This is a genomic window from Pseudomonas sp. A-RE-19, assembly GCF_019956555.1.
In the GTDB taxonomy this organism is placed as follows: Bacteria; Pseudomonadota; Gammaproteobacteria; order Pseudomonadales; family Pseudomonadaceae; genus Aquipseudomonas.
The window spans coordinates 87499-113157 of record NZ_JAHBDQ010000009.1; the positions used below are offsets into that span (position 1 = coordinate 87499).

The 25659-nt window shown below is 60.8% G+C and carries 22 protein-coding genes and 2 riboswitches; of the genes, 7 read left to right on the forward strand and 15 right to left on the reverse strand.

Features of this window, described 5'->3' with window-relative positions; all coding sequences use genetic code 11:
• The first annotated feature begins 110 nt into the window (after window positions 1–110).
• Entirely contained in the window at window positions 111–2639 is a 2529-nt protein-coding gene (locus KGB14_RS07080; protein WP_223485172.1) for a PAS domain S-box protein, read from the forward strand.
• A 75-nt stretch (window positions 2640–2714) separates the two neighbouring features.
• Window positions 2715–2990: a peptidylprolyl isomerase gene (locus KGB14_RS07085; RefSeq protein WP_007898282.1), complete on the forward strand. Its 276-nt coding sequence runs from the start codon at window positions 2715–2717 to the stop codon at window positions 2988–2990.
• A 156-nt stretch (window positions 2991–3146) separates the two neighbouring features.
• On the opposite strand, the gene KGB14_RS07090 is transcribed toward KGB14_RS07085, so the two are convergent.
• The 8 genes from KGB14_RS07090 to KGB14_RS07125 all read right to left on the reverse strand — a co-directional run bounded on the left by KGB14_RS07090 (window position 3147) and on the right by KGB14_RS07125 (window position 9832).
• Window positions 3147–4082 (reverse strand): sugar kinase, encoded by a 936-nt coding sequence (locus tag KGB14_RS07090; protein ID WP_223485173.1) that lies wholly within the window; start codon window positions 4080–4082, stop codon window positions 3147–3149.
• A 132-nt stretch (window positions 4083–4214) separates the two neighbouring features.
• Complete coding sequence (locus KGB14_RS07095; protein ID WP_223485174.1) at window positions 4215–5432, reverse strand: amino acid deaminase; 1218 nt, start codon at window positions 5430–5432, stop codon at window positions 4215–4217.
• A gap of 39 nt (window positions 5433–5471) precedes the next feature.
• Entirely contained in the window at window positions 5472–6236 is a 765-nt protein-coding gene (locus KGB14_RS07100) for an IclR family transcriptional regulator (protein ID WP_223485175.1), read from the reverse strand.
• A 143-nt stretch (window positions 6237–6379) separates the two neighbouring features.
• Window positions 6380–6769, reverse strand: coding sequence for a RidA family protein (locus KGB14_RS07105; protein WP_038982964.1), 390 nt, complete (start codon window positions 6767–6769; stop codon window positions 6380–6382).
• A 40-nt stretch (window positions 6770–6809) separates the two neighbouring features.
• Window positions 6810–7601 (reverse strand): amino acid ABC transporter ATP-binding protein, encoded by a 792-nt coding sequence (locus KGB14_RS07110; protein ID WP_223485176.1) that lies wholly within the window; start codon window positions 7599–7601, stop codon window positions 6810–6812.
• Window positions 7598–8260: an amino acid ABC transporter permease gene (locus tag KGB14_RS07115; RefSeq protein WP_223485178.1), complete on the reverse strand. Its 663-nt coding sequence runs from the start codon at window positions 8258–8260 to the stop codon at window positions 7598–7600. The genes KGB14_RS07110 and KGB14_RS07115 overlap by 4 nt, the downstream gene beginning before the upstream one ends.
• Before the next feature lie 9 nt (window positions 8261–8269).
• Window positions 8270–8932 (reverse strand): amino acid ABC transporter permease, encoded by a 663-nt coding sequence (locus KGB14_RS07120; protein ID WP_105341167.1) that lies wholly within the window; start codon window positions 8930–8932, stop codon window positions 8270–8272.
• Between the two features lie 51 nt (window positions 8933–8983).
• Window positions 8984–9832, reverse strand: coding sequence for a transporter substrate-binding domain-containing protein (locus KGB14_RS07125; protein WP_223485180.1), 849 nt, complete (start codon window positions 9830–9832; stop codon window positions 8984–8986).
• 339 nt (window positions 9833–10171) lie between these two features.
• Here KGB14_RS07125 and KGB14_RS07130 point away from each other — a divergent pair, with 339 nt between their 5' ends.
• Window positions 10172–10621 carry a thioredoxin family protein gene (locus tag KGB14_RS07130; protein ID WP_223485182.1) on the forward strand — a complete coding sequence of 150 codons (450 nt, stop codon included), beginning with the start codon at window positions 10172–10174 and terminating at the stop codon, window positions 10619–10621.
• 164 nt (window positions 10622–10785) lie between these two features.
• Here the strand turns inward: KGB14_RS07130 and KGB14_RS07135 are convergent, their stop codons facing one another.
• The 5 genes from KGB14_RS07135 to cobW form a co-directional block, all read right to left on the reverse strand.
• Window positions 10786–12432 carry a phospholipase D-like domain-containing protein gene (locus KGB14_RS07135; RefSeq protein WP_223485185.1) on the reverse strand — a complete coding sequence of 549 codons (1647 nt, stop codon included), beginning with the start codon at window positions 12430–12432 and terminating at the stop codon, window positions 10786–10788.
• A gap of 184 nt (window positions 12433–12616) precedes the next feature.
• Window positions 12617–13180 carry a vWA domain-containing protein gene (locus KGB14_RS07140; RefSeq protein WP_317851019.1) on the reverse strand — a complete coding sequence of 188 codons (564 nt, stop codon included), beginning with the start codon at window positions 13178–13180 and terminating at the stop codon, window positions 12617–12619.
• Between the two features lie 101 nt (window positions 13181–13281).
• Window positions 13282–14289, reverse strand: coding sequence for an ATP-binding protein (locus KGB14_RS07145; protein WP_223485187.1), 1008 nt, complete (start codon window positions 14287–14289; stop codon window positions 13282–13284).
• 153 nt (window positions 14290–14442) lie between these two features.
• On the reverse strand, window positions 14443–18330 hold the full coding sequence (cobN, locus tag KGB14_RS07150; RefSeq protein ID WP_223485190.1) for a cobaltochelatase subunit CobN: 3888 nt from the start codon (window positions 18328–18330) through the stop codon (window positions 14443–14445).
• 3 nt (window positions 18331–18333) lie between these two features.
• Entirely contained in the window at window positions 18334–19395 is a 1062-nt protein-coding gene (gene cobW, locus KGB14_RS07155) for a cobalamin biosynthesis protein CobW (RefSeq protein WP_317851017.1), read from the reverse strand.
• A 101-nt stretch (window positions 19396–19496) separates the two neighbouring features.
• Window positions 19497–19711: riboswitch (cobalamin riboswitch) on the reverse strand.
• Window positions 19712–19887: 176 nt separating this feature from the next.
• Window positions 19888–20116: riboswitch (cobalamin riboswitch) on the forward strand.
• Window positions 20117–20236: 120 nt separating this feature from the next.
• Between cobW and KGB14_RS07160 the strand changes: the two genes are divergently transcribed.
• From KGB14_RS07160 to cobM, 4 genes are all read left to right on the forward strand, one after another.
• A complete protein-coding gene (locus KGB14_RS07160) occupies window positions 20237–20434 on the forward strand; it encodes a CbtB domain-containing protein (protein ID WP_223485194.1) in 198 nt (65 codons plus the stop codon).
• Window positions 20435–20445: 11 nt separating this feature from the next.
• Window positions 20446–21147, forward strand: a complete 702-nt coding sequence (locus KGB14_RS07165) for a CbtA family protein (protein ID WP_223485196.1) — start codon at window positions 20446–20448, stop codon at window positions 21145–21147.
• Window positions 21144–21557 (forward strand): cobalamin biosynthesis protein, encoded by a 414-nt coding sequence (locus KGB14_RS07170; RefSeq protein WP_223485198.1) that lies wholly within the window; start codon window positions 21144–21146, stop codon window positions 21555–21557. Before KGB14_RS07165 ends, KGB14_RS07170 begins: the two co-directional genes overlap by 4 nt.
• A gap of 82 nt (window positions 21558–21639) precedes the next feature.
• The gene (cobM, locus tag KGB14_RS07175; protein WP_223485200.1) at window positions 21640–22386 is read left to right on the forward strand and encodes a precorrin-4 C(11)-methyltransferase; all 747 of its coding nucleotides are present in this window, start codon (window positions 21640–21642) and stop codon (window positions 22384–22386) included.
• Between the two features lie 139 nt (window positions 22387–22525).
• Here the strand turns inward: cobM and nfuA are convergent, their stop codons facing one another.
• Together nfuA and KGB14_RS07185 are read right to left on the reverse strand one after the other, a co-directional pair.
• On the reverse strand, window positions 22526–23110 hold the full coding sequence (gene nfuA / locus KGB14_RS07180) for a Fe-S biogenesis protein NfuA (protein WP_223485202.1): 585 nt from the start codon (window positions 23108–23110) through the stop codon (window positions 22526–22528).
• A 198-nt stretch (window positions 23111–23308) separates the two neighbouring features.
• A complete protein-coding gene (locus tag KGB14_RS07185; RefSeq protein WP_223485204.1) occupies window positions 23309–25594 on the reverse strand; it encodes a fatty acid cis/trans isomerase in 2286 nt (761 codons plus the stop codon).
• Window positions 25595–25659 lie beyond the last annotated feature (65 nt).

Here is a 25659-nt window from a genome sequence, read left to right on the forward strand (position 1 = left end):
AAGCACCCGCGAAGCATTCAATGAAAAAATGACCCAAAACGGCTCATCCAGCGTCTACTGCCTTGCAAGGATAGTAGATGCCGCCACACCGACTGACGCAGGACATGTTGATGAACGCACCACCGACCGGCAGTGATGCCCAGGCCTTGATAGCCCGACTGGACTGGACAAGCAACCCGCTGGGCGCCGCTGATCACTGGCCGCAGAGCCTGCGTACCGCCGTGGACATCGTGATTCACTCGCCAATGCCGATGTTGTTGCTGTGGGGCCCGCAGCTCACCCAGATCTACAACGATGGCTTCGCCATTCTCGCCGGCAGCAAACACCCTCACGCTTTCGGACAACCGACGCACCTGATCTGGCCGGAATTGAAAGACTTCACTGACCCGATTTACAGCGCCGTCCTACAGGGTCAGGTGCGCACCTACAGTGAACAGCGCTTCACCTTGCAGCGCGACGGTCAGGATTCCGACTTCTGGCTCGACCTGACCTACAGCCCCATTCGCAATGAAAGCGCCCAGGTCGCCGGGATTCTGGTCACGGCCATTGAAACCAACGAACGCCGCCGCATTGCGCTGGAACTCGAACAACGCTCCGCCGCCAGCCTCAAGGCCCAGCACGAAACCGAGCAGCGTTTGCAATTGGCGCTGGCCGCCACCGATGCCGTCGGCACCTGGGACTGGGACATCGGCGAAGACCGCTTCATCGCCGATGCGCACTTTGCCCAATTGCATGGCGTCGACCCGTCCATGGCCAGCCAGTTGCCCATCAGCGAATACCTCCACGGCGTGCACCCGCAAGACCGCGCCATGATTGCCCGCAGCATCAAGCATTGCATCACCCATGGCAGCGAGTACGCCGAGGAATATCGCTTGCTGCAAGCCGACGGCCAACTGCGCTGGGTGTTTGCCCGGGGTCGTTGCTACAAGGATCATCATGGTCGGCCGATCCGTTTCCTTGGCGCGGCACTGGACCTGACCGAACGCAAACACATCGAACAGGCCTTGCGCCAGAGCCAGACCGAGCTGCAACTGATCATCAACGCCATGCCGATCCTGATCAGCTATGTGGACAGCGAGGAGCGCTTTCGCCTCAACAATGCCGCCTACCTGGAATGGTACGGCCTGACGCCCCAGGAGCTTTACGGGCGCACCGTCCGGGAAGTGCTGGGCGACGAAGCCTATGCCCTGCGCGCCGAATACATTGCCGAAGCGTTGAAAGGCAAGGCCTGCAGTTTCAGTATCAGCACCGCGCACCGCGATGGCAGCACCCGCCAGGCCCTGATGAACTACCTGCCGCGTCATGGCCCGGACGGCGCGGTCAATGGTTTCTACATCTTCGTGATCGACGAGACCGAGCGCAAACAGACCGAAGAAGCCCTGCGTAACCTCAACGAAACCCTTGAAGAACGCGTGAGCGCCCGCACCCGAGAACTGGCCGAGGCCAACCAGCGGCTGCAGAACGAGATGTTCGAGCGCGAGCGCGCCGAAGACGCCTTGCGGCATGCGCAGAAAATGGAAGCGGTTGGACAGCTTACCGGCGGCATCGCCCATGACTTCAACAACATGCTCACCGGGATCATCGGCAGCCTCGATTTGATGCAACGCTACATTGCCAATGGTCGCGCCGACGAAATCGGTCGTTTTACCGAAGCCGCGGTCTCCTCGGCCCATCGCGCCGCCGCCCTGACCCATCGGCTGCTGGCGTTCTCCCGGCGTCAGTCGCTGGATCGCAAGCCGCTGAATGCCAACCAGCTGGTGCATTCCCTGGAAGATTTGTTCCGCCGCACCAAGGGCGACCATATCGAACTCAGAATGGAGTTGGCCGATGAAGTCTGGCCGGTCAGCACTGACGTCAGCCAACTGGAAAACGCCTTGCTCAACCTCGTCATCAATGCCCGGGATGCGATGCCCGAAGGCGGCGAGTTGCTGATCGAAACCGCTAACGTTCACCTCGACAGTAGCGACAGCACCACCCTGGAACCGGTCAGGGCCGGGGATTACCTGATGATTGCCGTCAGCGACAACGGCACCGGCATGACGCCTTTGGTGTTGGCCAAGGCGTTCGACCCGTTCTTCACCACCAAACCCATCGGCCAGGGCACTGGTCTTGGGCTGTCGATGATCTATGGATTCGCCCAGCAGTCGGGTGGGCATGTCAGCCTTCACAGCTTGCCGGGCCAGGGCACCAGCGTTCGCCTGTATTTGCCACGGCTGCACGTCGCGGTGCCGGAACACACGTTGGTGCCGGTCAACGGCGAAACACCGGCAGCGGTTGCCGGTGAAACCGTGGTGTTGGTGGAAGACGATCCGGCGGTGCGCATGCTGGTGCTCGACCTGCTCAATGAATTGGGTTATCACGCCCATGAAGCCGAAGACGCGAAGGCTGCCCTGCCCTTGCTGGAGTCCGACCTGCGGGTCGATCTGCTGGTGACCGATGTCGGGCTGCCGGGCATGAACGGTCGGCAACTGGCGGAAATCGCGCGCCAGCATCGCCCGGATCTCAAGGTGCTGTTCATGACCGGTTATGCGGAGAAAGCCACCGAACGCCAGGGTTTCCTGGAGGAAGGCATGGACATGGTGGCCAAACCCTTTTCCATCGACCTTTTGGCCAACAAGATTCGCACGATGATCGGCTAACCGGACTGAGTTAAGGCATAATCGCGCGCCCCACGCTGGCACCAACATAGCCACCACCGTTGCAAGGTACTGCCAATGAAAGCCCAAGCCCGCCATATCCTGGTGAAGACCTCGGAAGAAGCCGAGCAGCTCAAACAACGCATCGCCAAGGGTGAAGCCTTCGATGTGCTGGCCAAGAAATACTCCACGTGCCCATCCGGCAAACGCGGCGGCGACCTGGGCGAAGTGCGGCCCGGGCAGATGGTCGGCGTGATCGATGCGGTGATCTTCAAAAAACCGCTGCGGGTGGTGCATGGGCCGATCAAGAGCAAGTTCGGGTATCACCTGGTGCAGGTGTTTTACCGGGATTGATCGGTTGGAAGCTGGGCTAATCCCCTCCCCCTGATAAACACAATCCCCGTAGGAGCTGCCGAAGGCTGCGATCTTTTGATCTTGATTTTCAGCGATCCCGAGAAGATCAAGATCAAAAGATCGCAGCCTTCGGCAGCTCCTACAGGGGGTTGCATTTCAATCCTTGGGGATCAGCGCCCCCGGCACCTGAATCACCCGGCTCGCCAACCGATGCCCGGCCTCGGCTGCCTCTACCGGGTTGCCACCCTTGAGCCGACAAGCCAAATACGCCGCACTGAACGAATCCCCCGCCGCCGTGGTGTCCACCACCCGTTCGACCACCTGCGCCGGCACTTCGAACGACTCACCGTCACAGCGAATCAGACACGCCTCGGCGCCGCGCTTGAGCACCACTTCGGGTATGCCCATCTGTTCGTAAGCGGCAAACACCGCCGCGCAATCGGAAAAGTGGAACAGCGCCTGCTCATCCTCAACCGTCAGCAACGCCAGGTCGATATAGGGCAGAACACTGCGATAAGCCGCCCGTGCTTCCTCGATCGAGGCCCACAGGCGTGGTCGATAATTGTTGTCGAACACGATTCGCGCATCCCGTTGCCGGGCTTCGATCAGGGTTTCCAGAAGTTTTTCCCGCCCCTGCACACCAAGCACCGCCAGGGTGATGCCGCTGAAATACAACACGTCGTAATCCGGCAGCGCCGCCAGAATGGGCGCGGCCGCTGGAGTGGTGAAGCAATCGCGCACTGCCGCTTCGTTGCGCCAGTAAAGAAAACGTCGCTCGCCGGCCGCGTCGGTCTGGATGCAATACAGGCCGGGCAAGCGACCGGGCAAACGCTGAACCATGCCCAGCCCAATGTGTTCGCTGGCCCAGCTCTGGCACATCGCATCGCTGAAGCTGTCATCGCCCAGGGCCGTGACGTAATCCACCGTGCCGCCATCGCCCAGTTCTCGGGCCAGATAGACCGCGGTGTTCAGGGTGTCGCCGCCGAAGCTTTGTTGCAGCGTGCCATCGGCGCGCTGCTGCAATTCGATCATGCACTCGCCGATCAGAGCGATGCGCGGGGTGTTGGGGCCTAGGGGCCTGATGCTGTTCATTGTTTTTGTAATCTCTGGTGTTTCTGAGTTGTCTGGTATGGCCCCATCGCGAGCAGGCTCGCTCCCACAGGGGAAACGCATTCCATTGTGGGAGCGAGCCTGCTCGCGATGGCCGCGCCTCGGTCCGGAACCTTAAAAACAGGTTTCCATGGTTTCGATGACATTCAGTTGCTCATCCACCAGACACCCAATGCGCCACTTGTCGAACGTCAGGCACGGGTGCGAAGTGCCGAACGAGATGATATCGCCCACCCGCAATTCAACCCCCGGCGCCACGGTCATGAACGCATGCTGGTCCATCACCGCCGTCACCTTGCAGGCACTCACATCATCGCCGGTTGCCGGCACCACACCGGCCTTGTAACGCAGCAACGGCACCGGCAAACCGGCGTCGTAGGCGACGTCGCGTTTGCCCAGGGCGATCACCGCAAAACCCGGTTCCGGCAACGACTGCACATGGGCCCAGACTTCCAGCGCCGGGCGCAAACCTTCGTGCAGGTCGCTGCGACGGTCGAGCACACAACATTGCGCTTCTTTATAGATGCCATGGTCGTGGGCCACGTAACTGCCGGGGCGCAACACGCTGAGAAAACGCCCGCCGGCATTCTGCGCTTCGAACGACTCGGCGATCAGGTCGTACCAGGCCGAACCCGACGCCGTGATGATCGGCTTGGCAATGGCGAACGCACCGCTGTCCTGCAACTGCACCGCCAGACGCACCAGTGAATCGGCGAACTCACGAATGCCGCTCACTGCATGATCGCCGTGAATCACCCCTTCGTACCCCTCAATGCCGGTCAATGCCAGTGCCGGTTGAGCCGCGATCGCCTTGGCCAGCGCCAGCACTTCGGCTTCAGTGCGGCAACCGCAACGACCGCCGACCACGCCGTACTCGATCATCACGTTCAGGCGCACGCCGCGCGAAGCGAAATACGCGCCGAGGTCCGCGACGTTATCCGGGTGATCGACCATGCAGTAGAAATCGAAGGTCGGGTCTGCCAACAGATCAGCGATCAGCGCCATGTTCGGCGTACCGACCAACTGGTTGGCCATCAGCACCCGATGCACGCCATGGGCATAAGCCGCGCGGGTTTGCGTGGCGCTGGCCAGAGTGATGCCCCAGGCACCGGCGTCCAGTTGGCGACGAAACAGCGCCGGGGTCATGCTGGTTTTACCGTGGGGCGCCAGTTCCGCACCGCTGTGGCTGACGAAGTCCTGCATCCAGCGAATGTTGTGTTCCAGCGCGTCGCGGTGCAGCACCAGCGCCGGCAGGCTGACGTCGCGCACAAGATTGGCGCCTGTGTGGGCAAAGCCCTTTTCCACGGCGGCAGTATTTTTGGCAGAAGACATGGTCGAACTCCTCACATTCGCGGCCGCAGGCAGCCGCTGTTATTCGTTGATACGCCGGGCGAGGTTATTGGCGCTGTCGATCAACACCCGGCGATAGTCGTTGTAATTGTTCTTCGCATCGGCCCGTGGCGCGACGATGCACAGGGTCGCGATGGCCACGCCGTTCGGGTCTTTGACCGGGGCGGCGAAACAATGGGTAAAGGTGTCGGCGACGCTATCGAAGGAAAAGAACCCATCGATACCGGCCTGGCGGATTTCTTCGAGAAATCGCTCCAGCGGCAGACGTTCACCGTCGGGCAGAATGAAGTCGTCGGGGTCGATCAAATCGACGATCTGCTGATCGCTCAGGTGCGCCAGCAGCAGACGCCCGGACGCGGTCCAGGGGATTGGCGCGTTCTCGCCGATGTCCGAGGAAATACGGAAATGCCGCTCGCCCTCTTTCATCAACGCCACGGTGTATTTGCGCCCGTTGAGCAGGCACATCTGCGCGGTTTCACGGGTCTGGCTGACGATTTCCTGCAAGGCAAGATCGGCTTCGCGGGTCAGGTCGAAATGGCGCAAATGCGCCTGCCCGAGGAAGTACAGCTGACGGCCGAGGTAAACGTGACCGTCCTTGCCCACGGGTTCAAGAATGCGACGTTCCAACAACGAGGCGACCAGTTCGTAGACCGTGGATTTCGGGCTGCCGATGCCACTGGCGATTTCATTCGGGCGCAGGGGCTGGCCGATCTCCTTGAGGAAATCGAGAATGTCGAACGCCCGGTCCAGACCGCGAGCCCGGCGCTTGATGGTGTCTTCGATCATGTTTCAGGTTCCCATTCAAAGTGCCGGGAGTTTAACCAGAGTGCGGTGGCGACTGTTAGGCCGCCATCGCGAGCAGGCTCGCTCCCACATTGGATTGCGTTACCCTGTGGGAGCGAGCCTGCTCGCGATGAAGTCACCGCGGTTCAGGCCTTTTTCTTGTACGCGACGCAATCGATCTCGACCTTGCAATCGACCATCATGTTCGCCTGCACACAGGCCCTCGCCGGGGCATGTTCGCTCTTGAAGTACTCGGAGAACACCTTGTTGAAACTCCAGAAGTCCCGTGGATCTTCCAGCCACACGCCGGTACGGACCACATCTTCGAGTCCGTAACCGGCTTCTTCCAGGATCGCGATCAGGTTTTTCATGGTCTGGTGAGTCTGCTCGACAATGCCGCCCACGATGATTTCGCCATCCAGCGCCGGCACCTGACCGGATACATGCAGCCAGCCATCGGCTTCGACGGCGCGGGCGAAAGGACGGGGCTGGCCGCCACCGGCGGTGCTGCCGGTGCCGTAACGGGTAATGCTCATGAGTGGTTCTCCTGATTGAAAGTGAAATGTTTTTGTAAATTCAGAAACGGGTGTTCTTGAGAAATTCCGCCAGGCGTGGCGACTGTGGGCGTTCGAACAATGCCTTGGGTGGCCCCTGCTCTTCGATCCGCCCCTGATTCATGAACACGATCTTGTCCGACACCTCGAAGGCAAAGCGCATTTCGTGGGTCACCAGCAGCATGGTCATGCCGTCTTCGGCCAGGCCCTTGATCACGTTCAACACTTCGCCCACCAGCTCCGGATCGAGGGCCGAAGTGACTTCATCAAACAGCATCAGGCTGGGGTTCATCGCAATCGCCCGGGCAATCGCCACGCGCTGTTGCTGGCCGCCAGACAACTGCCCGGGGTAATGATCGCGACGTTCCAGCAGGCCAACCCGCTCCAGCCATTTTTCCGCCAGCGCCACGGCCTCATCCTTGTGCAGTTTTTTGACCTTGAGCAACCCGAGGGTGACGTTCTGCAACGCGGTGAGGTGCGGGAACAGATTGAATTGCTGGAACGCCATGCCAGTCATGGCGCGATGGCGGGCGATGACCTTTTCCGGGTGCCGCACGCGCTTGCCGTTAACCTCGTGATAACCGATGGATTCGCCGTCGAGCAGAATCTGTCCGCCCTGGAACTCTTCAAGCATGTTCACGCAGCGCAGCAGCGTAGTCTTGCCCGAGCCGCTGGAGCCGATCAGCGTGACCACGTTGCCGCGCTGCATGGTCAAGTCGACGCCCTTGAGCACTTCGAGCTGGCCGTATTGTTTGTGCAGGCCGCGGATGTCCAGCAGCGCTTGATTCTGTGTCGAGACTTGAGCTTGAGTCATGGCAAGGCCACCCGCTTTTCAATGTGCCGGCCGAGTAATTCGATGGCGTAGTTGATGACGAAAAACAGCAATCCGGCGAACAGGTAAAACTCCAGGGTCATGAACGTCCGGGCGATGATCTGTTGGGTGCTGAGCAGCAATTCGGCGACGCCGATCACCGACAACAGCGTCGACGCCTTGACGATCTCGGTGGACGAGTTGACCCAGGTCGGCAGAATCTGCCGCAACGCCTGGGGCAACAACACATAGCCCAGCGCCTGGTAAAACGTCAGGCCGATGGCCTTGCTCGCTTCCATCTGGCCTCTGGGCAGCGCCTGCAACGCACCGCGTACAATCTCGGCGACGTGGGAGCCGCAAAACAGCGTCAGCCCCAGGGTGCCGGCCCCGAATGCGCTGATCTGCCAGCCCAATGCCGGCGCCATGTAGAAGCAGGCCAACACCAATACAAACACCGGCGTGCCGCGAATGATGTCGACGTAAAACCGGAATGGCGCGCGCATCCAGACCGTGCCGTAGGTGAGTACCAGACCTGCAACGATACCGACCAGCGTGCCCAGCAAAATCGCCAGGGCCGAGCACTGCACACTGGTCACAAAGCCCTGCCACAGGACGTCCCGCGCCACCCATAACTCATGCAACCAACTGGGAGATTCGTACATGGGGGCCTCCTATCGGCGAATCGCCAGACGCTGTTCGAGGTAACGCAGCATCATGGCAATGAGGTAACAGGCCGCAACATAGAGCGCTGTGGTCACCAGCCAGGTTTCAATTACCCGGTAGCTCTCGACATTGATCTTGCGCGCGTAATAGGTCAGCTCCGGCACGGCAATCGCCGCCGCCAGCGAGGTGTCCTTGAACAGCGAAATGAAGTTGTTCGACAGGGCCGGCAGCACATTGCGCAGCATCACCGGCACGGTGATGTACGCCTTGACCTGCCACTCACCGAGCCCGATGGCCAGGCCGGCTTCACGTAACCCCTTGGGAATGCTCAACAGCCCACCGCGGAACACTTCGGTCAGGTAAGCCCCGGCATACAGCGACAGGGTGATGATGAACGAGGGGATCTTGTCCAGACGAATCCCAAGGCTGGGCAACGCGAAGTAGATCAACAGGATCAACACCAGAATCGGCGTATTACGGATCACCGTCACATACACCGACGCCAGCACCCGCAATGCGCGATGCTTTGACAGCAAAGCAAACGCCATCAGCAAGCCGATCACGCAGCCGATGGCGATCGATACCAGCGCCAGTTCAAGACCCAGACCGAGCCCCGCCAGCAAGGTGTCGAAGTCGCGCCAGACGGCGGCAAAATTCAACTGATAGTTCATGGTCAGCAGTACCTTGAGCGGGGCGATTCAAACCGCCCCGCTCTCACGGGATCATTTGTATTCGACGGGGAAACCGATGGCTGGGGTCGGCAAATCGACACCGAACCACTGCTTGAACGACGCCGCATACGTCGGGAACTCAACGCCCGTCATGCCTTCGTGCAGGACGGTGTTGACGAAGTTCAGCCAGTCCTGATCGCCGCGTTTGACGGCGCACGCATAGGTTTGCGGGCTCCAGGCATAAGCCGGGCTGCGATAACGACCAGGGTTCTGCACCATCAGGTATTTCACCGATGACTGATCGGTGGCCGCCGCGTCGGCACGGCCGGAGTTCACCGCCTGATACATCAAATCCACGCTGTCGTACTGATCGACCTTGGCCTTGGGCAGCGCCTGATGCACCAGTTCTTCGGCGTACACGTTCTGCAGCACCGCCACGATCACGCCGTCGCCGGCGGCTTTCAGGTCGTCGATTTCCTTGTACTTGCTGTTGGCTGGCAACAGCAGACCGACGCCTTCGCGGTAGTACGGCAGGGTGAACGCGACCTGTTGGGCGCGGCTGGCGGTCACGGTGATGAACTGACAACTCATATCGACCTTGTCGGTCAGCAGATTCGGGATCCGCGCATCGGACGACTGCACCACGAACTCGACCTTGCTCGGGTCGTTGAACAACCCTTTGGCCACCATCCGCGCGATATCAATATCAAACCCCTGCAACTTGCCATCCGCTCCCTGGAAGTGCCACGGCGCATTGGTACTGCCCGTGCCCACGATCAATTTCCCACGGGCCAGCACGCTATCGAGCTTGCTGTCTGCCGCGTGGGCGACACCCATGACAGCGGCCGAAGCCGCGAGAACGAAAACACACGCTTTAAACAAAGAAGGTCGGCGATGCATGGCAAGCACTCCAGGTCATGTTTATTCCGCTGTACCGGAACTTGGTATGTAACAACGGAATAGACAGCAGAAAGTGTGCCACAGGCAGGGGACGGAATCTCGGGGAATTGAAAAGTGTTTTGAATCAGATGGATGCGCGTGAGCGCGAGGAAGGCGTTACGAAACGCACAAATAAGAGAACGCTACCGTGGGACACAACGCTCGAGTACTTGCACCACATTTGAAGCCGTAGCGATTCAAAATGAAGCAGCCCCCACCTGTAATTTCTGACAGTAGACCCACCTGCTCACCTCCTTTAACGTCAACAGGCCTTCGACAGTCTTTGAAAAGGAGATTTCAATGAGCTCGATGTCCACCCACCCGACCATGGCTGCGGTCTACCGCAAGGCGCTCAAAACCTGGCGCCCGGTGATCCTGTATTTCGGCAGCCAACACTGTCCCGCCTGCGAAATGGCCGGGCCGATTTTTCGTCAGATTGCCGAGCCGTATCGGCATCACGCGCAAATCTACATGCTCAACACCGGCGAATCGCCCCGGCATCCGGAAGTCACCGGCACACCCACTGTGCTGTTTTACAAGGAAGGGAAGCTGCTGAAGAAACTCAAGGGGATTGGCACCCGAGAAACCCTGGAAGAAGACTTCAAAAAGCACATCGGCAAGCTCAGGCCCAAGCCGGTTGCCCACAAACCCCGCCATGACTTGCCGTGGTTGCAGAAAACCCTCAGCACTTTATCCACCGCGCCACGGGCACGGGAGCTGTTGAATGTACGGTTGATGAGTCATGTTTGAGTCATCTGACAGACCACTATCGCGAGCAGGCCCTGATGCCGGTGACACGCAAAATCTGTGGGAGCGAGCCTGCTCGCGATGAGGGCCTCACATTCAACATCTCTGTTGACTGATCTACTGCTATCGCGAGCAGGCTCGCTCCCACAGGAGGTTCGCCAGGCTGTTTATCGTCCCGAAAAGCGCAGCCGCGACAGCATGCGCAAATCACCTTCGAGGTAATAGTCATCGGTCCAGCTGTCGTCCGGAGTCAACGGCCGGACCTGTTTGAGCGACAGTTTTTTTGCAAAGTAGCGGAACCGGTAATGCTCGTAAAAGCGCAGCAGTTCCAAGCCGTAACGATCGGCCAGGTCGGTGTCGCCACGGATGATCAGGTAATTTTCGTCATTGCCGTTACTGGCCGCGGTACTGAGATTGTGGCTGCCGCTGATGATGGTCGGTGTATCGCTGGTGAAGTCGACGACGATGGCTTTGGTGTGCACCAGCAGGTTGCCCTTCTGGCCTTTCATGTTTTCCTTGAGCCAGCCTTCCAGGCCGGTGTTGAGCAGCGCGGTGGCGGCGAACTCGGCGGTGCGGTCGGCGTGGAAACCGGTGATGCTGCTGACGGTGTTTTGCAGGCCGTAACGCAAGATGTCGTCGTGGGGCTCGCCGAGCAAGGCGTTGAGTATTTCATCCGGCAAGGTGAATGCCGTGACAAACAGCAGGTCTTTTTTGGCGGCGTTGATGATCTCGACAAACTCACGCAAGTCGCCCTGACCCGTGCGCGGTGAGAACCCTGCGAACAGCGGCTGGTCCGGCTGCATCGGATTGTTTTCCGTCAGCCATTCCCGGGTGGCCGCGACGTCCGCCGGTGTGGCCCAGACTTGCTCGAAGGTTCGCAGGTAACTGGCGCCGATCCGGGCATCGTCCAGCACATGCACGACGTTAGCCTGACGGTAGACACCATTGGCGGTGAAGTTGGTACTGCCGCAGAGCACCGCTTCGGGCTGATGCTGCCCTGCCCCGTCGAGCCGGCTCAGGACGATGAATTTGTTGTGGAAGATGTTGTGGGTGACTCGCCCGCGTTTGTTCGCCGCCGGGATTTTTTCCAGGCTGGCTTCATTCAGTACCGTGGTGTCTTCACCCGGTTGAGCGTGGTACAGGACCCGAACCTTTACGCCGCGCTCGAAGGCTGCGTTCACCGCATCGACGATCACCTGCAACTGGTATTCATAAATCGCGATGTCCAGCGCCCACTGGCCATCCTCGGCACGCTCGATAAACCCCAGCAAGCGAGCGAGCAAACCATTTTCCAGCCATTGCCGCGGCGCGTCGGGCCAGGCTTCGATGGGCAGTGTCTTGTTGGCGCTGAGCTGCGCATCGAGGTCGGCGAACTTGCGCTGGAAGGCCTGACTCGCGGCCACCGCCCGGTTGAAAATGACGTTCTGGCCCTTGGGCAGGCCGTTGTCCGTGGTGACCGTCACTTCGAGAAACTCACCCAGCTGTGGCGCGTCAGCGTTGCCATAGGCCAAGTGGACCCGATAGTGGATCGTCACACCCGGATTGACCGCGTAATCGGCCCAGCGAAATTTCTGTAACGGCGCGATATCGCTGGGGGTGGCGTGAAACTGCGGGAACGTATGAGCCTTGCCGGGGAAGGTCAGGCTGTTGAACAGAAACAGCCACGGTTTGTCGCCTTGCTGTTTTTCGATGGCGAAACCCAGCAGGCCTTTGCGGCGGGGTTCGGCCAGGTCGATGGCCAGCAATACGCCGTTGGTACCCGCGTAGGCTTTGACGCGGAAATCGTCCTGATTGTTGCGGACTAGAACGCGCATGGGTCACTCCTGTGATTGGCTTGCTTACAGAGCATAGGGTAGCGATGTGGGGTCTCGGTGATTATCCGATATTCAGGTGATGCCATCGCGAGCAGGCTCGCTCCCACATGGGATTTGTGAACGCCGCAGATCAAATGTGGGAGCGAGCCTGCTCGCGATGGGGCCAGCACTTTCAGCACAACAATCAACCTGAAATCAGCTCGTCGACATGTCGATAATCAACCTGCAACTGCGCTGCCAACACTTTAGCCCGGCCAAGACGAATCGGCCCGCGCTCGATATCGATCAGCAGCCCCGGGCAATCCAGTGCCGGCAACATTGACCATTCCTTCATCCGCCCATCCGTCACCAGCAACAGCCGCTGCTGCTCTGCTGGAAAGCGCTTTTGCCGTGCCGCCAACCAACGCCCCGCCTCGCCCAGCGCCGCCAGCATCGGCGTACCGCCACCAGCCCCGAGTTCCTCGAGCCAGTCGCGCAAGCCAGCGCAGGCTTTCAACCCTTGCACCTGCCACTTCGGCACATGACCGCTGGCGGTCAGCAACGCCAAGCGCGCACGCTGACGATAGGCATCATCGAACAGTTGCGCCAGCAGGCCCTTGGCATCGCTCAACGCTTGATGACGCCGGGTCGAGGCCGAGGCATCGACGATCACCAGCCATAATTCATGAGGACTGCGGGTGCGCAGGTGAAACAGCACATCGTCGCGTTGACGCGGTCGGCCATTGAGTAACGTGCCGGGCCAATTGATCGATCCGCTGCGGGCTGCGTGATGCTTGCCCTGCTTACCGTGATCCAGCCGTCCTGCACGGGGTCTGGCATTCGCCCCCGCGTCTGATCGAGGGCGAATGCCTAGGGCTTTTTTGGCCAGCTCGGCACTTCACGTCGAGCGCCGACCGGCAGCGCCTGGGCAGGCATTTCGCCCCACAGACCCTGACCTTCGCTCGGGTTGGCATGCCGGGTCGAGGGCGGTTGTGGTGCCTGGGACTGTTGCGGCGTCGGTGGCGAGTGTTCGCGACGGCGATGGCGCAAGGCGAACTCGGCGACCGCGTCGATATCGTCTTCGCTGATCGCGCTCGCGCCTCGCCAGGCGGCGTGAGCCCGGGCGGCGCGCAACCAGACCAGATCCGCCCGCAGGCCATCGACGCTGGCAGCAAAACAGCGTTCGGTGATCTGCGCCAGTGCGGCATCATCGAGCGGGATGCTCGCCAGTACGGCACGCGCCTTTTGGCAACGCTCGCGCAGTGCGTGTTGCTGATTTTCCCATTCGGTGCAAAACCCCTGCGGGTCGCTGTCGAAATCCAGTCGACGACGGATGATCTGGCCCCGCTCGGCCGGTGCGGTGTGGCCACTGAGGGCGACGTTCAGACCAAAGCGGTCGAGCAGTTGCGGACGCAGCTCGCCCTCTTCCGGGTTCATGGTGCCGATCAGCACAAACTTCGCCGAATGCCGATGGGAAATCCCGTCGCGCTCGATCAGGTTGGTGCCGCTGGCAGCCACGTCGAGCAGCAAGTCAACCAAGTGATCGGGCAGCAGATTGACTTCATCGACATACAGCACGCCGCCGTCGGCCTTGGCCAGCACACCGGGAGAAAACTGTGCGCGACCGTTGCTCAGGGCCGCGTCGAGGTCGAGAGTGCCCACCAGCCGTTCTTCAGTGGCGCCCAGGGGCAAGGTGACGAATTGACCGCTGGCCAACAGGTCCGCCAGACCTCGGGCCAGAGTCGACTTGGCCATACCGCGCGGGCCCTCGATCAGCACGCCGCCGATTTTCGGGTCGATGGCGGTGAGGTACAGCGCGAGCTTCAAATCATCGGCGCCGACCACAGCGGAGAGCGGGAAATGGGGGGTGTCGATCATTTTAAAATCTCAGTCATGGTCGGTGGCAGGCACACCTTGTACCTGTGGGAGCGTGGCTTGCCCGCGAAGGCGTCCGCTCAGTCGAAATCAATGTTGATGTGAGGGCCTCTTCGCGGGCAAGCCACGCTCCCACAGGTTAGCGGTGCCACAGAGTTACCCGTCTTCTTCTATATCCAGCAACAAGTTCTCCAGCGCCTCGCGGTACTCGCCCGGTTCTTTCCACATTCCTCGTTGCTGCGCCTCCAGCATGCGCTCGGTCATGTCGCGCAGGGCATGGGGATTGTGTTCGCGGACAAACTCCCGGGTCGCCGGATCAAGCAAATAGGCGTCCGCCAGCAACGCATATTGGTGATCGTCAATCAACTGCGTGGTGGCGTCGAACGCAAACAGGTTATCGACTGTCGCCGCCAGTTCGAACGCGCCTTTATAGCCATGACGCTTGACCCCGTCGATCCATTTCGGATTGGCTGCCCGGGAACGGATCACCCGGTTCAGCTCTTCCTTCAACGTGCGGATCTTCGGCAAGTCCGGCTGACTGTGATCGCCGTGATAACTGGCCGCTGCTTCACCGCTGAGGCTTTCGACGGCCGCCAGCATGCCACCCTGGAACTGGTAATAATCGTTGGAATCGAGCAAGTCGTGCTCGCGGTTGTCCTGATTTTGCAGCACTGCCTGCACCTGGCTCAGACGCTGGGCGAACTGTTCGCGGGCGGCGGTGCCTTCATCGGAGCCGCCGTAAGCGTAGCCGCCCCAGTTCAGGTAAACCTCGGCCAAGTCCTCACGGCTTTGCCACAAGCGACCGTCGATGGCGCCTTGCACACCCGCGCCATAAGCACCCGGTTTGGCCCCGAAAATGCGCCAGCCAGCCTGTCGCCGAGCCGCGTCTTCATCGAGACCGGATTCCAGCAGCGCTTTGCGCTCGGCACGGACCTTGGCCGCCAACGGGTTGAGATCGTCTGGCTCATCCAGCGCGGCGACCGCTTGCACGGCGGCATCGAACAGGCGGATCAGGTTGGCAAAAGCATCCCGGAAGAATCCAGAGACGCGCAAGGTCACGTCCACGCGCGGACGGTCGAGCAAGCTCAGTGGCAAAATCTCAAAATCATCGACCCGCTGGCTACCGGTTGCCCACACCGGCCGCACGCCCATCAGCGCCATGGCCTGGGCAATGTCGTCGCCGCCAGTGCGCATGGTCGCGGTGCCCCAGACCGACAGACCGAGCTGACGCAGGTGATCGCCGTGGTCCTGCAGGTGCCGCTCAAGAATCAGGTTCGCGGATTGGAAGCCGATGCGCCACGCGGTGGTGGTCGGCAGGTTGCGCACGTCCACCGAATAGAAATTGCGCCCGGTGGGCAGCACGTCCAGACGTCCGCGACTGGGTGCGCCGCTGGGGCCGGCCGGGACGAACCGACCGCTGAGGGCGTCCAGCAAGCCGCGCATTTCTGCCGGGCCGCAGGCGTCCAGGCGTGGAGCAACGACCTCGCGCAAGCTGTCGATGATCGCGCTCACATCGGACCAACCACCCTCCTGTGGGAGCGAGCCTGTTCGCGAAAGCGGTGGGTCAATCGACATCAATATTGAATGATCAACCGCTTCGCGAGCAGGCTCGCTCCCACAAGGTCCGGGCATGGTTTGAGGAGGGTTCAGTAGTTCGACCTCGGCATTCAAAGTCTGCGAGATCAACTGCGCGGCGAACAGTTCCAGACGTTCGCGGGTATCGCCGGCCGTACGCCACAGTTCATCACTGAGCGACAGCAATGCGTCCGGTCGAGGACCGTTCCAGGGCTCGGCCAAAACGCAATCCAGCGGATCGAAGCCCAACGCGAACGCCTTGGCCAGCGCCCGCAGCAAGCTCGATTGCGCCCCACGGCCATCGCCGCGAGGAATACGCAGCAAGGCCACCAAGGTGTCGATGCGCAACCGCCCGACCGGCGACTCGCCAAACACGTGCAAGCCATCGCGGATCTGCGACTCCTTCAAGTCGCACAGGTATGTGTCCAGGCGCGGCAACCAGATCGCCGCATCGGCATCGCTGTCGAGCTTTGCGTCGAGCTGCAGTTCGCGGTCGATGTGCGTGTCGCGCACCAGTTGCAGGATGTCGCGTTGCAGCTCCCGGGCGCGGCGTGGATCGAGCAATTGCGCTTCGTAATACTCGTCGGCCAACAATTCGAGATTGCGCAGCGGGCCGTAAGTTTCGGCGCGGGTCAGCGGCGGCATCAGGTGATCGATAATCACCGCTTGGGTACGACGTTTGGCCTGGGCGCCCTCGCCCGGGTCATTGACGATAAACGGATAGATATTCGGCAACGGCCCGAGCAACGCGTCCGGCCAGCAGTTTTCCGACAGCCCGACACCCTTGCCCGGCAGCCATTCGAGATTGCCGTGCTTGCCCACATGAATCACGCCGTGAGCGCCGTAGGTGTTGCGTAACCAGAAGTAGAACGCCAGATAGCCGTGAGGCGGCACCAGGTCCGGGTCGTGATACACCGCGCTCGGGTCCACCTGATAACCCCGGGCCGGTTGAATGCCGACGAAGGTCAGGCCGAAGCGCAGACCGGCAATCATCATTCGTCCGCCACGGAACATAGGGTCGTTTTCGGGCGCGCCCCAACGATCCAGCACGGCTTGGCGATTGGCCTCGGGCAGCGCGTTGAACATCAGGTTGTAGTCGTCCAGCGCGAGGCTTTGGTGGCAGGGACGCTGGTCGAGGGTATCGAGGTCGTTGCTGACGCCGCCGAGCAATTGCTGGATCAACGCGGTGCCGCTGTCCGGCAACGTGGCGGGCAGCGGATAACCTTCGGCGTGCAGCGCTCGGAGGATATTCAATGCCGCAGCCGGAGTGTCGAGGCCGACGCCATTGCCGATGCGCCCGTCGCGAGTCGGGTAGTTGGCGAGGATCAGGGCGATGCGTTTTTCGCCGTTGGGCACTCGCGCCAGATCGATCCAGCGCCGCGCCAGTTCGGCGACAAAATCCATGCGCTCAGGTTGCGGCCGGTAGCAGACCACGTCGGACTGACTGCGCTCGCTGCGCCAGGCCAGGTCCTTGAAGCTGATCGGCCGGCTGATGATCCGCCCGTCCAGTTCCGGCAGTGCAATGTGCATCGCCAGATCGCGGGGCCCCAGGCCTTGTTCGCTGGCGCGCCAACCCGGCTCGTTGTCCTGGGCGCAGATGGCCTGGATCACCGGGATGTTGCGGCGAAACGGTCGCAAGTGCGGCGCTTCGGGGCTGGACTGGGCGAAACCGGTGGTGTTGAGAATCACCCCCGTTTCGACTTCATCCAGCAGGTCCTCAACCACCGTCAGGCAGCCGGGCTCTTTCAAACTGGCCAGCGCAATCGGTAACGGGTTCAACCCCGCCGCCTGCAGACGCTGGCAGAAAATATCGATGAAACCGGTGTTCGCCGCCTGCAAGTGCGAGCGATAAAACAGCACCGCCGCCACCGGCTGATCAGCCTGCCAGTCGGCTTGCCAATCACTCAGCTCAGCGGGGCTTTTTTGCGGATGGTAAATCGCGGTGCGTGGCAGGGTTTGCGGCTCGGACCAGGCGTAATCACGGCCCAACCAGCGATTGGCCAGGCAGCGAAACAGGTCCAGCGCATTGGCCATGCCGCCCTGACGCAGGAAGTGCCAGAGCCGGTCGCGGTCTTGCGCGGTTACGGTGCTCAGGTCGCTGAGTTCCGGGTCCGGGCGATCGTCCCCCGGCACCAGAATCAGCTGCACGCCGCGTTCGGATAACTCCACCAGCCGCTCAATGCCATAACGCCAATAGGCGATGCCACCGTGCAGCGAGATCAGAATCACCTTGGCGTGGCGCAGCACTTCGTCGACGTAGAGATCGACCGAGGCGTGATTCTGCACCTGCATCGGATTGGCCAGGCGCAGGCTCGGGTAATCGTCGGGCAACTGCTGCGCCGCTTCGGCGAGCAACGCCAGGCTGGAATCGCCGCTGCACAGGATCACCAGCTCGGCGGGGGTTTGTCCAAGGTCGGCAATATTGTCATCCGACACGAAACCGCCGGGCTGAGTCCTGAGCAAGTGCATGATTTAAACGCTGAGCGCAGCGCGCAATTGCGCTTCGAGCGCAGCGGCGTCCAGATCCTGTCCGATCAACACCAGACGCGTGGTACGCGATTCTTCGGCGCCCCACTGACGGTCGAAGTGCTTGTCGAAACGCGTGCCCACGCCCTGGATCAGCAGGCGCATCGGTTTACTCGGGACCGCAGCGAAGCCTTTGACCCGCAGGATGCCGTGCTGAACCACCAATTGAGTCAGCGCATCCATCAGCAGGCTTTCGTCGGCTTGTGGCAGCTCAATAGAGATGGAGTCAAACGCGTCGTGGTCGTGGTCGTCTTCACCTTCATGGTGATGATCGTGATGGCTGTGGCGGCTGTCGATGTGTTCTTCAGAACCGGCACCGAGGCCGATCAACACGTCCAGTGGCAGACGACCGCTGCTGGCTTCGATGACTTTCACCGCTGGCGGCAGTTCTTCGGCGACTTCCAGGCGCACGCGGGCCAGGTCTGTGGCGCTGATCAGGTCGGCCTTGTTGAGGATCACCAGATCGGCGCTGGCCAGTTGATCGGCGAACAGCTCATGCAGCGGCGATTCGTGGTCCAGGTTCGGGTCGAGTTTACGCTGGGCGTCCACTTGATCCGGGAACGCCGCGAAGGTGCCAGCAGCGACGGCCGGGCTGTCGACCACGGTGATCACCGCGTCAACGGTGCAGGCGCTGCGGATTTCTGGCCACTGGAAGGCTTGAACCAAAGGCTTTGGCAGGGCCAGACCCGAAGTTTCGATGAGGATATGGTCGAGGTCGCCGCGACGAGCGACCAGTTCGCGCATCACCGGGAAGAACTCTTCCTGAACCGTGCAGCACAGGCAGCCGTTGGCCAGTTCGTAGACGCGACCGCTGGCTTCTTCTTCGGTGCAGCCGATCGAGCACTGCTTGAGGATTTCACCGTCGATGCCCAGCTCGCCGAACTCGTTGACGATCACCGCGATGCGACGGCCCTGGGCGTTGTCGAGCATGTGCCGCAGCAAGGTGGTTTTGCCCGAGCCGAGAAAGCCGGTAACGATGGTGACGGGGAGTTTGGCCAGTGTTTTCATCGGATGCCCTTTGGCAAGGTGGCGGGCATACGGGACGACGACCGGCAACGCGGGCGCGCGTGCCTGAAGAGTTCGCCACCGGATCACCCCGCCCGGTTGAAAGTGAGAATCTGTACCGAGGCAGGTCTCCTGGCTGACGGTGTGCCAATCGTTCGACTGGCGTTTGCTGCGCCTTCCCGCGAACCTGATGGATCAGGGCTTGCAGTGGCGTGGCAGCGAACATCACCGTTCACAGTTGCGGGGGCAGCCGCGGCATCGACCGCGTTCCCTTCTTAGCTTCGGCAGATGCCGAAGAACCTCGAAAGCGCAAGGCTACGCATCGTGTGGGGGCGGGTCAATGTCTTGTAGCGCCGCCACCGGCCCCATCGCGAGCAGGCTCGCTCCCACATTGAAATGCGGTCGCCTGTGGGAGCGAGCCTGCTCGCGATGGAAACGCCTCGGTGTCGAGTTGAGAACCCTTGCCAATTGACGCCCAACCCCCGCCCATGCTCTCCTACACGCCTTGTTACGGGTGCCCTTCACAGGGTGAAACGGGAAACCGGTGAATCATGTGCTTTACTCTAAAGCCATGTCAGTCCGGTGCTGCCCCCGCAACGGTAAGCGAGTGAAGTGTCAGATCCACTGTGCCCGTCATACGGCATGGGAAGGTGATGCTTGCAGGTTTCGGCGTTAGCCCTGCCCCTCGCGAGCCCGGAGACCGGCCCGCAACACAAAGTGACTTTTACGTTCACTGAATGACAAACCCGCGGTGGGCGGGCGCTGTTCAAATCTCTGCGAGCCCCCGGCGTGCGGAGGTTTTCATGCGCTCTATTCACCCGCTGACAGACCAGAGGGAAGCGCCATGTCGATTATCAGCAGCACCAGCACCGGCCATGCAACGGCCAGCACCACCACAACCCTGAGCCAACGCCTGACCGCCGCTTTTTGTGCGTCGATCCTTGGCGCGTGCCTTGTGTATTTCGCCGGTTTCTCGCACATCGAAGCGGTGCACAATGCCGCGCACGATACCCGTCACAGTTCTGCCTTTCCGTGCCATTGAGACCTGCTGAGATGATCAAGCGTATTGCGCAAACCGCAGGTTTCACCGGGTTGCTGGCCGCCCTGCTGTTGACCCTGCTGCAAAGCTTTTGGGTCGCGCCGCTGATTTTGCAGGCGGAAACCTTTGAGAAGGCTCCGGCTACTGAAGTCCACGAACACGCTGAAGGCGCCGTCGCCGTTCATACCCACGATGCGCAAGCCTGGGAGCCTGAAGACGGCTGGCAGCGTGTGCTGTCGACCACTGGCGGCAATCTGGTGGTTGCAGTGGGTTTCGCCCTGATGCTCGCGGGCCTCTACACTTTGCGTGCTCCACGCCGCACCTCCCAGGGCCTGCTCTGGGGTTTGGCCGGTTATGCGACGTTCGTGCTGGCGCCAACGCTGGGCCTGCCACCTGAGCTGCCGGGCACTGCCGCGGCGGATCTGGCGCAACGGCAGATCTGGTGGATTGGCACTGCCGCATCCACGGCTGTCGGCATCGCGCTGATTGTGTTCAGCCGCCACTGGCTGATGAAGATCCTCGGCGTGGCGATTCTGGCCGTGCCTCATGTGATCGGTGCGCCGCAACCGGAAGTCCATTCGATGCTGGCGCCGCAAGCTCTGGAAAGCCAATTCAAAATCGCTTCGCAGTTGACCAACGTGGTGTTCTGGCTGGCCTTGGGCCTGATCAGCGCCTGGTTGTTCCGCCGCAAAAGCGATGGCCAATACCGCGCATGACTGACGTCAGCGCAGCGCCGACCCTGGTGGTCGGCCTGGGCTGCCAGCGCGGCTGCCCCGCCAGCACGCTGCGGGCGCTACTTGATCAGGCGTTACAGGCCCATCACATCGAGCTCCGTGAGATCAAGGCCCTGGCCAGCATCGACCTCAAGCGCGAAGAGCCTGGCCTGATCGAACTGGCCGAGCAACTCGCATTGCCGTTGATGTATTTCAGCAGCGAACAATTGGCCGGTTATAAACCGCAACTCAGCCACCACTCGGACATCGCGTTCGAACGCACTGGCTGCTACGGCGTGGCGGAAAGTGCCGCCCTGGCACTGGCCGAACAATTGGCTCAGGCTCCGGCAAAGTTGCTGATTGCGCGACAAAAATACGCCCAGGCCACCTTGGCATTGGCTTGCGCCGCGTAAAATCCCCGATAATCCCCACCTTCGATCATGAGCAATCTTCATCTGAGGTGTGCCCATGCCCTTTTTCTGACAGGAAACGACGATGACCGTCTACTTCATTGGCGCAGGTCCCGGCGACCCGGAACTGATCACCGTCAAAGGCCAGCGGCTGATTCGTAGCTGCCCGGTCATCATCTATGCAGGCTCTCTGGTCCCCGCCGCTGTGCTGGAAGGTCACCGGGCCGAACAGGTGGTCAATAGCGCAGAACTGCACCTGGAACAGATCGTCGAACTGATCAAGACCGCCCATGCCAACGGCCAGGATGTGGCCCGGGTGCATTCCGGCGATCCGAGCCTGTACGGCGCGATTGGCGAGCAGATTCGTTACCTGCGTGAACTCGACATCCCTTTCGAAATCATTCCCGGCGTCACCGCCACTGCCGCCTGCGCGGCGCTTTTGGGTGCCGAGCTAACCCTGCCGGACGTGTCACAAAGCGTGATTCTGACCCGCTACGCCGACAAGACCGCGATGCCCGCCGGTGAAGAGCTGGGCAGTCTGGCGCAGCATGGGGCGACCATGGCGATCCACTTGGGGGTCAATCATCTCGAGAAGATCCTCGTCGAACTGCTGCCGCACTATGGCGCCGACTGCCCGATCGCGGTGATTCATCGGGCGACCTGGCCGGATCAGGATTGGGTGGTGGGAACGCTTGAGGACATAGCCGGGAAGGTTGAAGCCAAGGGGTTTCGCAGGACAGCGTTGATTCTGGTGGGTCGGGTGTTGGGCAGCGATCATTTCAGTGAGTCGTCGTTGTATCGGGCGGGGCATGCGCATTTGTACAGGCCATAGGGCCCCATCGCGAGCAGGCTCGCTCCCACAGTTGACCTCATTCCAATGAGGGAGCGAGCCTGCTCGCGATGGGGCAATGAATTTCACCCATAAAAAAACGGTGCTCACGGGCACCGTTTTTTATGTCGCAGCGAACACCTTAGTAGTAGGCGTTTTCTTTCTGCGTGTGGTCGGTCACGTCACGAACGCCCTTGAGCTCGGGAATACGCTCGAGCAAGGTGCGCTCGATGCCTTCCTTCAGGGTAACGTCTGCCTGGCCGCAGCCCTGGCAACCGCCGCCGAACTTCAGCACGGCGATGCCGTCTTCGACCACCTCGATCAGGCTGACCTGACCGCCGTGGCTGGCAAGTCCCGGGTTGATCTCGGTTTGCAGGTAATAGTTGATGCGCTCGTTGACCGGGCTGTCGGCGTTGACCATCGGTACTTTGGCGTTTGGCGCCTTGATGGTCAGCTGGCCGCCCATGCGGTCGGTGGCGTAGTCGACAACCGCATCGTCCAGAAACGCTTCGCTGAACGAGTCGATGTAAGCGGTGAAGCTCTTGAGCCCCAGCGCCGTGTCTTCAGGTTTTTCTTCGCCCGGCTTGCAGTAGGCAATGCAGGTTTCGGCGTACTGGGTGCCAGGCTGGGTGATGAAGACGCGGATGCCGATACCCGGGGTGTTCTGCTTGGAGAGCAGATCAGCCAGGTAATCGTGGGCGGCGTCGGTAATGGTAATAGCGGTCATGGAAACTCCTCGCAGGCTTGGACGCAGTTTACGCCAATCATCGCGCCGGACAAAGTCCTAGTATTTTTGTCAGGAAAGATACGCTGATCCCTTGTGGGAGCGAGCCTGCTCGCGATGACCATTTCACGGTCAACCTATCAGGTGACTGTCAGGCCCTCATCGCGAGCAGGCTCGCTCCCACATTGAATTGCAGACATTTCAGAGGTTTTCGTAGCGGTTCATATCCAGCACGCCCTCTTCCACCGGATCGGTATCGTGGATGTAACGGCTCAGATCATGGAAATACTGCCAGAACTGCGGATGGCTGCGGCGAATGCCCCAGCGCTCGACGACTTTCTCGAAGCTGGCGGCGTCCCTGGCATTTTCCATCGCGTCGACAAATGCCGGCACTTGCCCGGCCGGGATGTTGAACATGAAGTTGGGATAGCTGCTGAGCACGCCCGGATAAATCGTCAACGTATCGAGCCCCGGCTGATAGCGCAGCGATTCACCGAGCAGGAACGCCACGTTGCTGTGGGCCCGGTTGCGCAGCAGGCTGTAGACCTCGCGTTTGCCGCTTTGAGTCTCGATGCGCAACATCGTGGCTTCCGGCAATTGATCAATGACTTTCAAACCGGCGGCCGGGCGCGAAGTCAGGCGGCTCAAGGCCTGCTCGGCATTCTGTAAGGCCGGATCGATGTTCGGACGCGAGCAGTAAGCACCGTCACAGCGGTTGATTGGGTCAGGTCTGGCGTTGAGCTCGCCGTATCGGGCCAGCAACTGCAGGACGAAATCGCGCTTCGGATCCTTTTCGTCCAGCGTCAGCGCCGTTGGTTTGTCATTGTCGATGTCCTCGTAATCCAGCCACATCTTGAATTTGCCGCTGTTCTGATACCAATCGTCGAGATAGCCATCGCGGGAATCGGCCGGCATCAGACGCAAGAAGTTCTGCTCGGCACCGTTGCGGATCAGATCGAAGTACAACCGGGTCTGGGCCTGATGGGACACGTTGCCGAACACATCGAAGTTAACCGCCAACTGGTAATACGTGCGTTCGAGCAGCGGATAATCGAACAGCCAAATGGTTTGCGGGACATCGCCGATCAGGCCTTTGTCCACCGAGGCGCTGTCGAAATGCCGGAAAATGCTCAGCAACGCGTTGTCATTGCAGGCCCACAGGGTCGACCAGCTCGGGGGCGGCAGATCGGCGTAGCTGTCCCGGCGCAAGGCTTCATATTCGTTGCGTTTATTACGGTAGTCGCGCCACAGGCTCAGAATACTGCCGACGTCATCGTTCTGCCCCGGCATCGCCAGCAACGGCGTGGCCTGGCCGCGATAATTCGGGTCGGTGATGTAAAGGTCGTGTTCCGGGGCCTGGAACAGTGCCCAGAAGTTGTCACGGATCACGTCGGTGGCGATCTGGCCACGGCAGACCGGACCACGAATAAAGGTGCGCACGAAGTATTCGGCGTTATCGAGCATGAACTGGTAACGCGCCTGGGCCGGGATTGCCTCAAAGGTCGTGAACGGATTGGCCCGTCGCTCCGGCCCATAACCCGGTAATGCGCTGACCTGCCAGTTGCCGCTGTAAAACAGGCTTTTGATCCGCGCCATCTTCGCCGCGCTCAGCGGATAGGTGATGTGGGTCTTGTGCACGATCACGCCCTGCACCGGCCACAAACGGTAATAGACCTGAGTGCCCGGATCGTCATTCGGTCGGCGGGTGTTGATCAAGTCAATGGGCTGACCCGTCGGCGTGCGCGAACGCACCCACTGGAAGAAATGCCCTGGCTCGCCGTCCTTGAAATAGACATGCGCCAGGAACCAATGCTCAAACAACCAGCGCCCCACCAGACTCTCCCGGGCGCCCGGCGCGTTGAGCAAGCGTTCCCACTGCACCACCTGCAAGGCTTCCTTGGCGCTGGGCACCAGGCCCTGCTCATCGATCGGCGCGCCAGAAGCCAGCCAGCGTTGCAACGTCTGGTACTGCTGATCGGTCAGGCCGGTGACTGCCAGCGGCATGCCCTCTTTCGGGTGAGTACTGGCATAGCCGTCGAACTCCGTCGGCATGGCGCACATGTTTTCCCGGTTCAGACCCAGGACGATCTCTTCCGGTAATTTGGCGTTGGGTTGCAACGGGGTTTTGTGGCCCAGTTCGAGCATCCGCGCCATCAGCGCCGCTTGGCTGCCTTGGGCGTCAAGCACCGAATAAAAGCCCTTTTGCTGCCAGGCACGTTTGCCAAAGGCGTCATAAAACAGCCGGGTTGGCACTGCGGCCTGGCGGCGCTCGCCGTCATAGACAAGCGCCTTCGTCCCACCTCGGGACGCCCCTTCGCCACTGCCCAGATTGAGCTGACAGGCGGAGTCATAGCAGGCATGGCAAGCCACGCACTTTTCAGTGAAGATCGGTTGGATGTCGCGGGTGTAGGAAATGTCCGAACCTTGCGCAGCGGCGCCCCCGCTTAAAAACAGCATCAATAGGCTGGTGACGACGCGATACGACATATCCCTGGTCCTGATCATTAGAAAACGCCGTGATTCTACCGGGCTGGGCTGCGCACCAACATGAA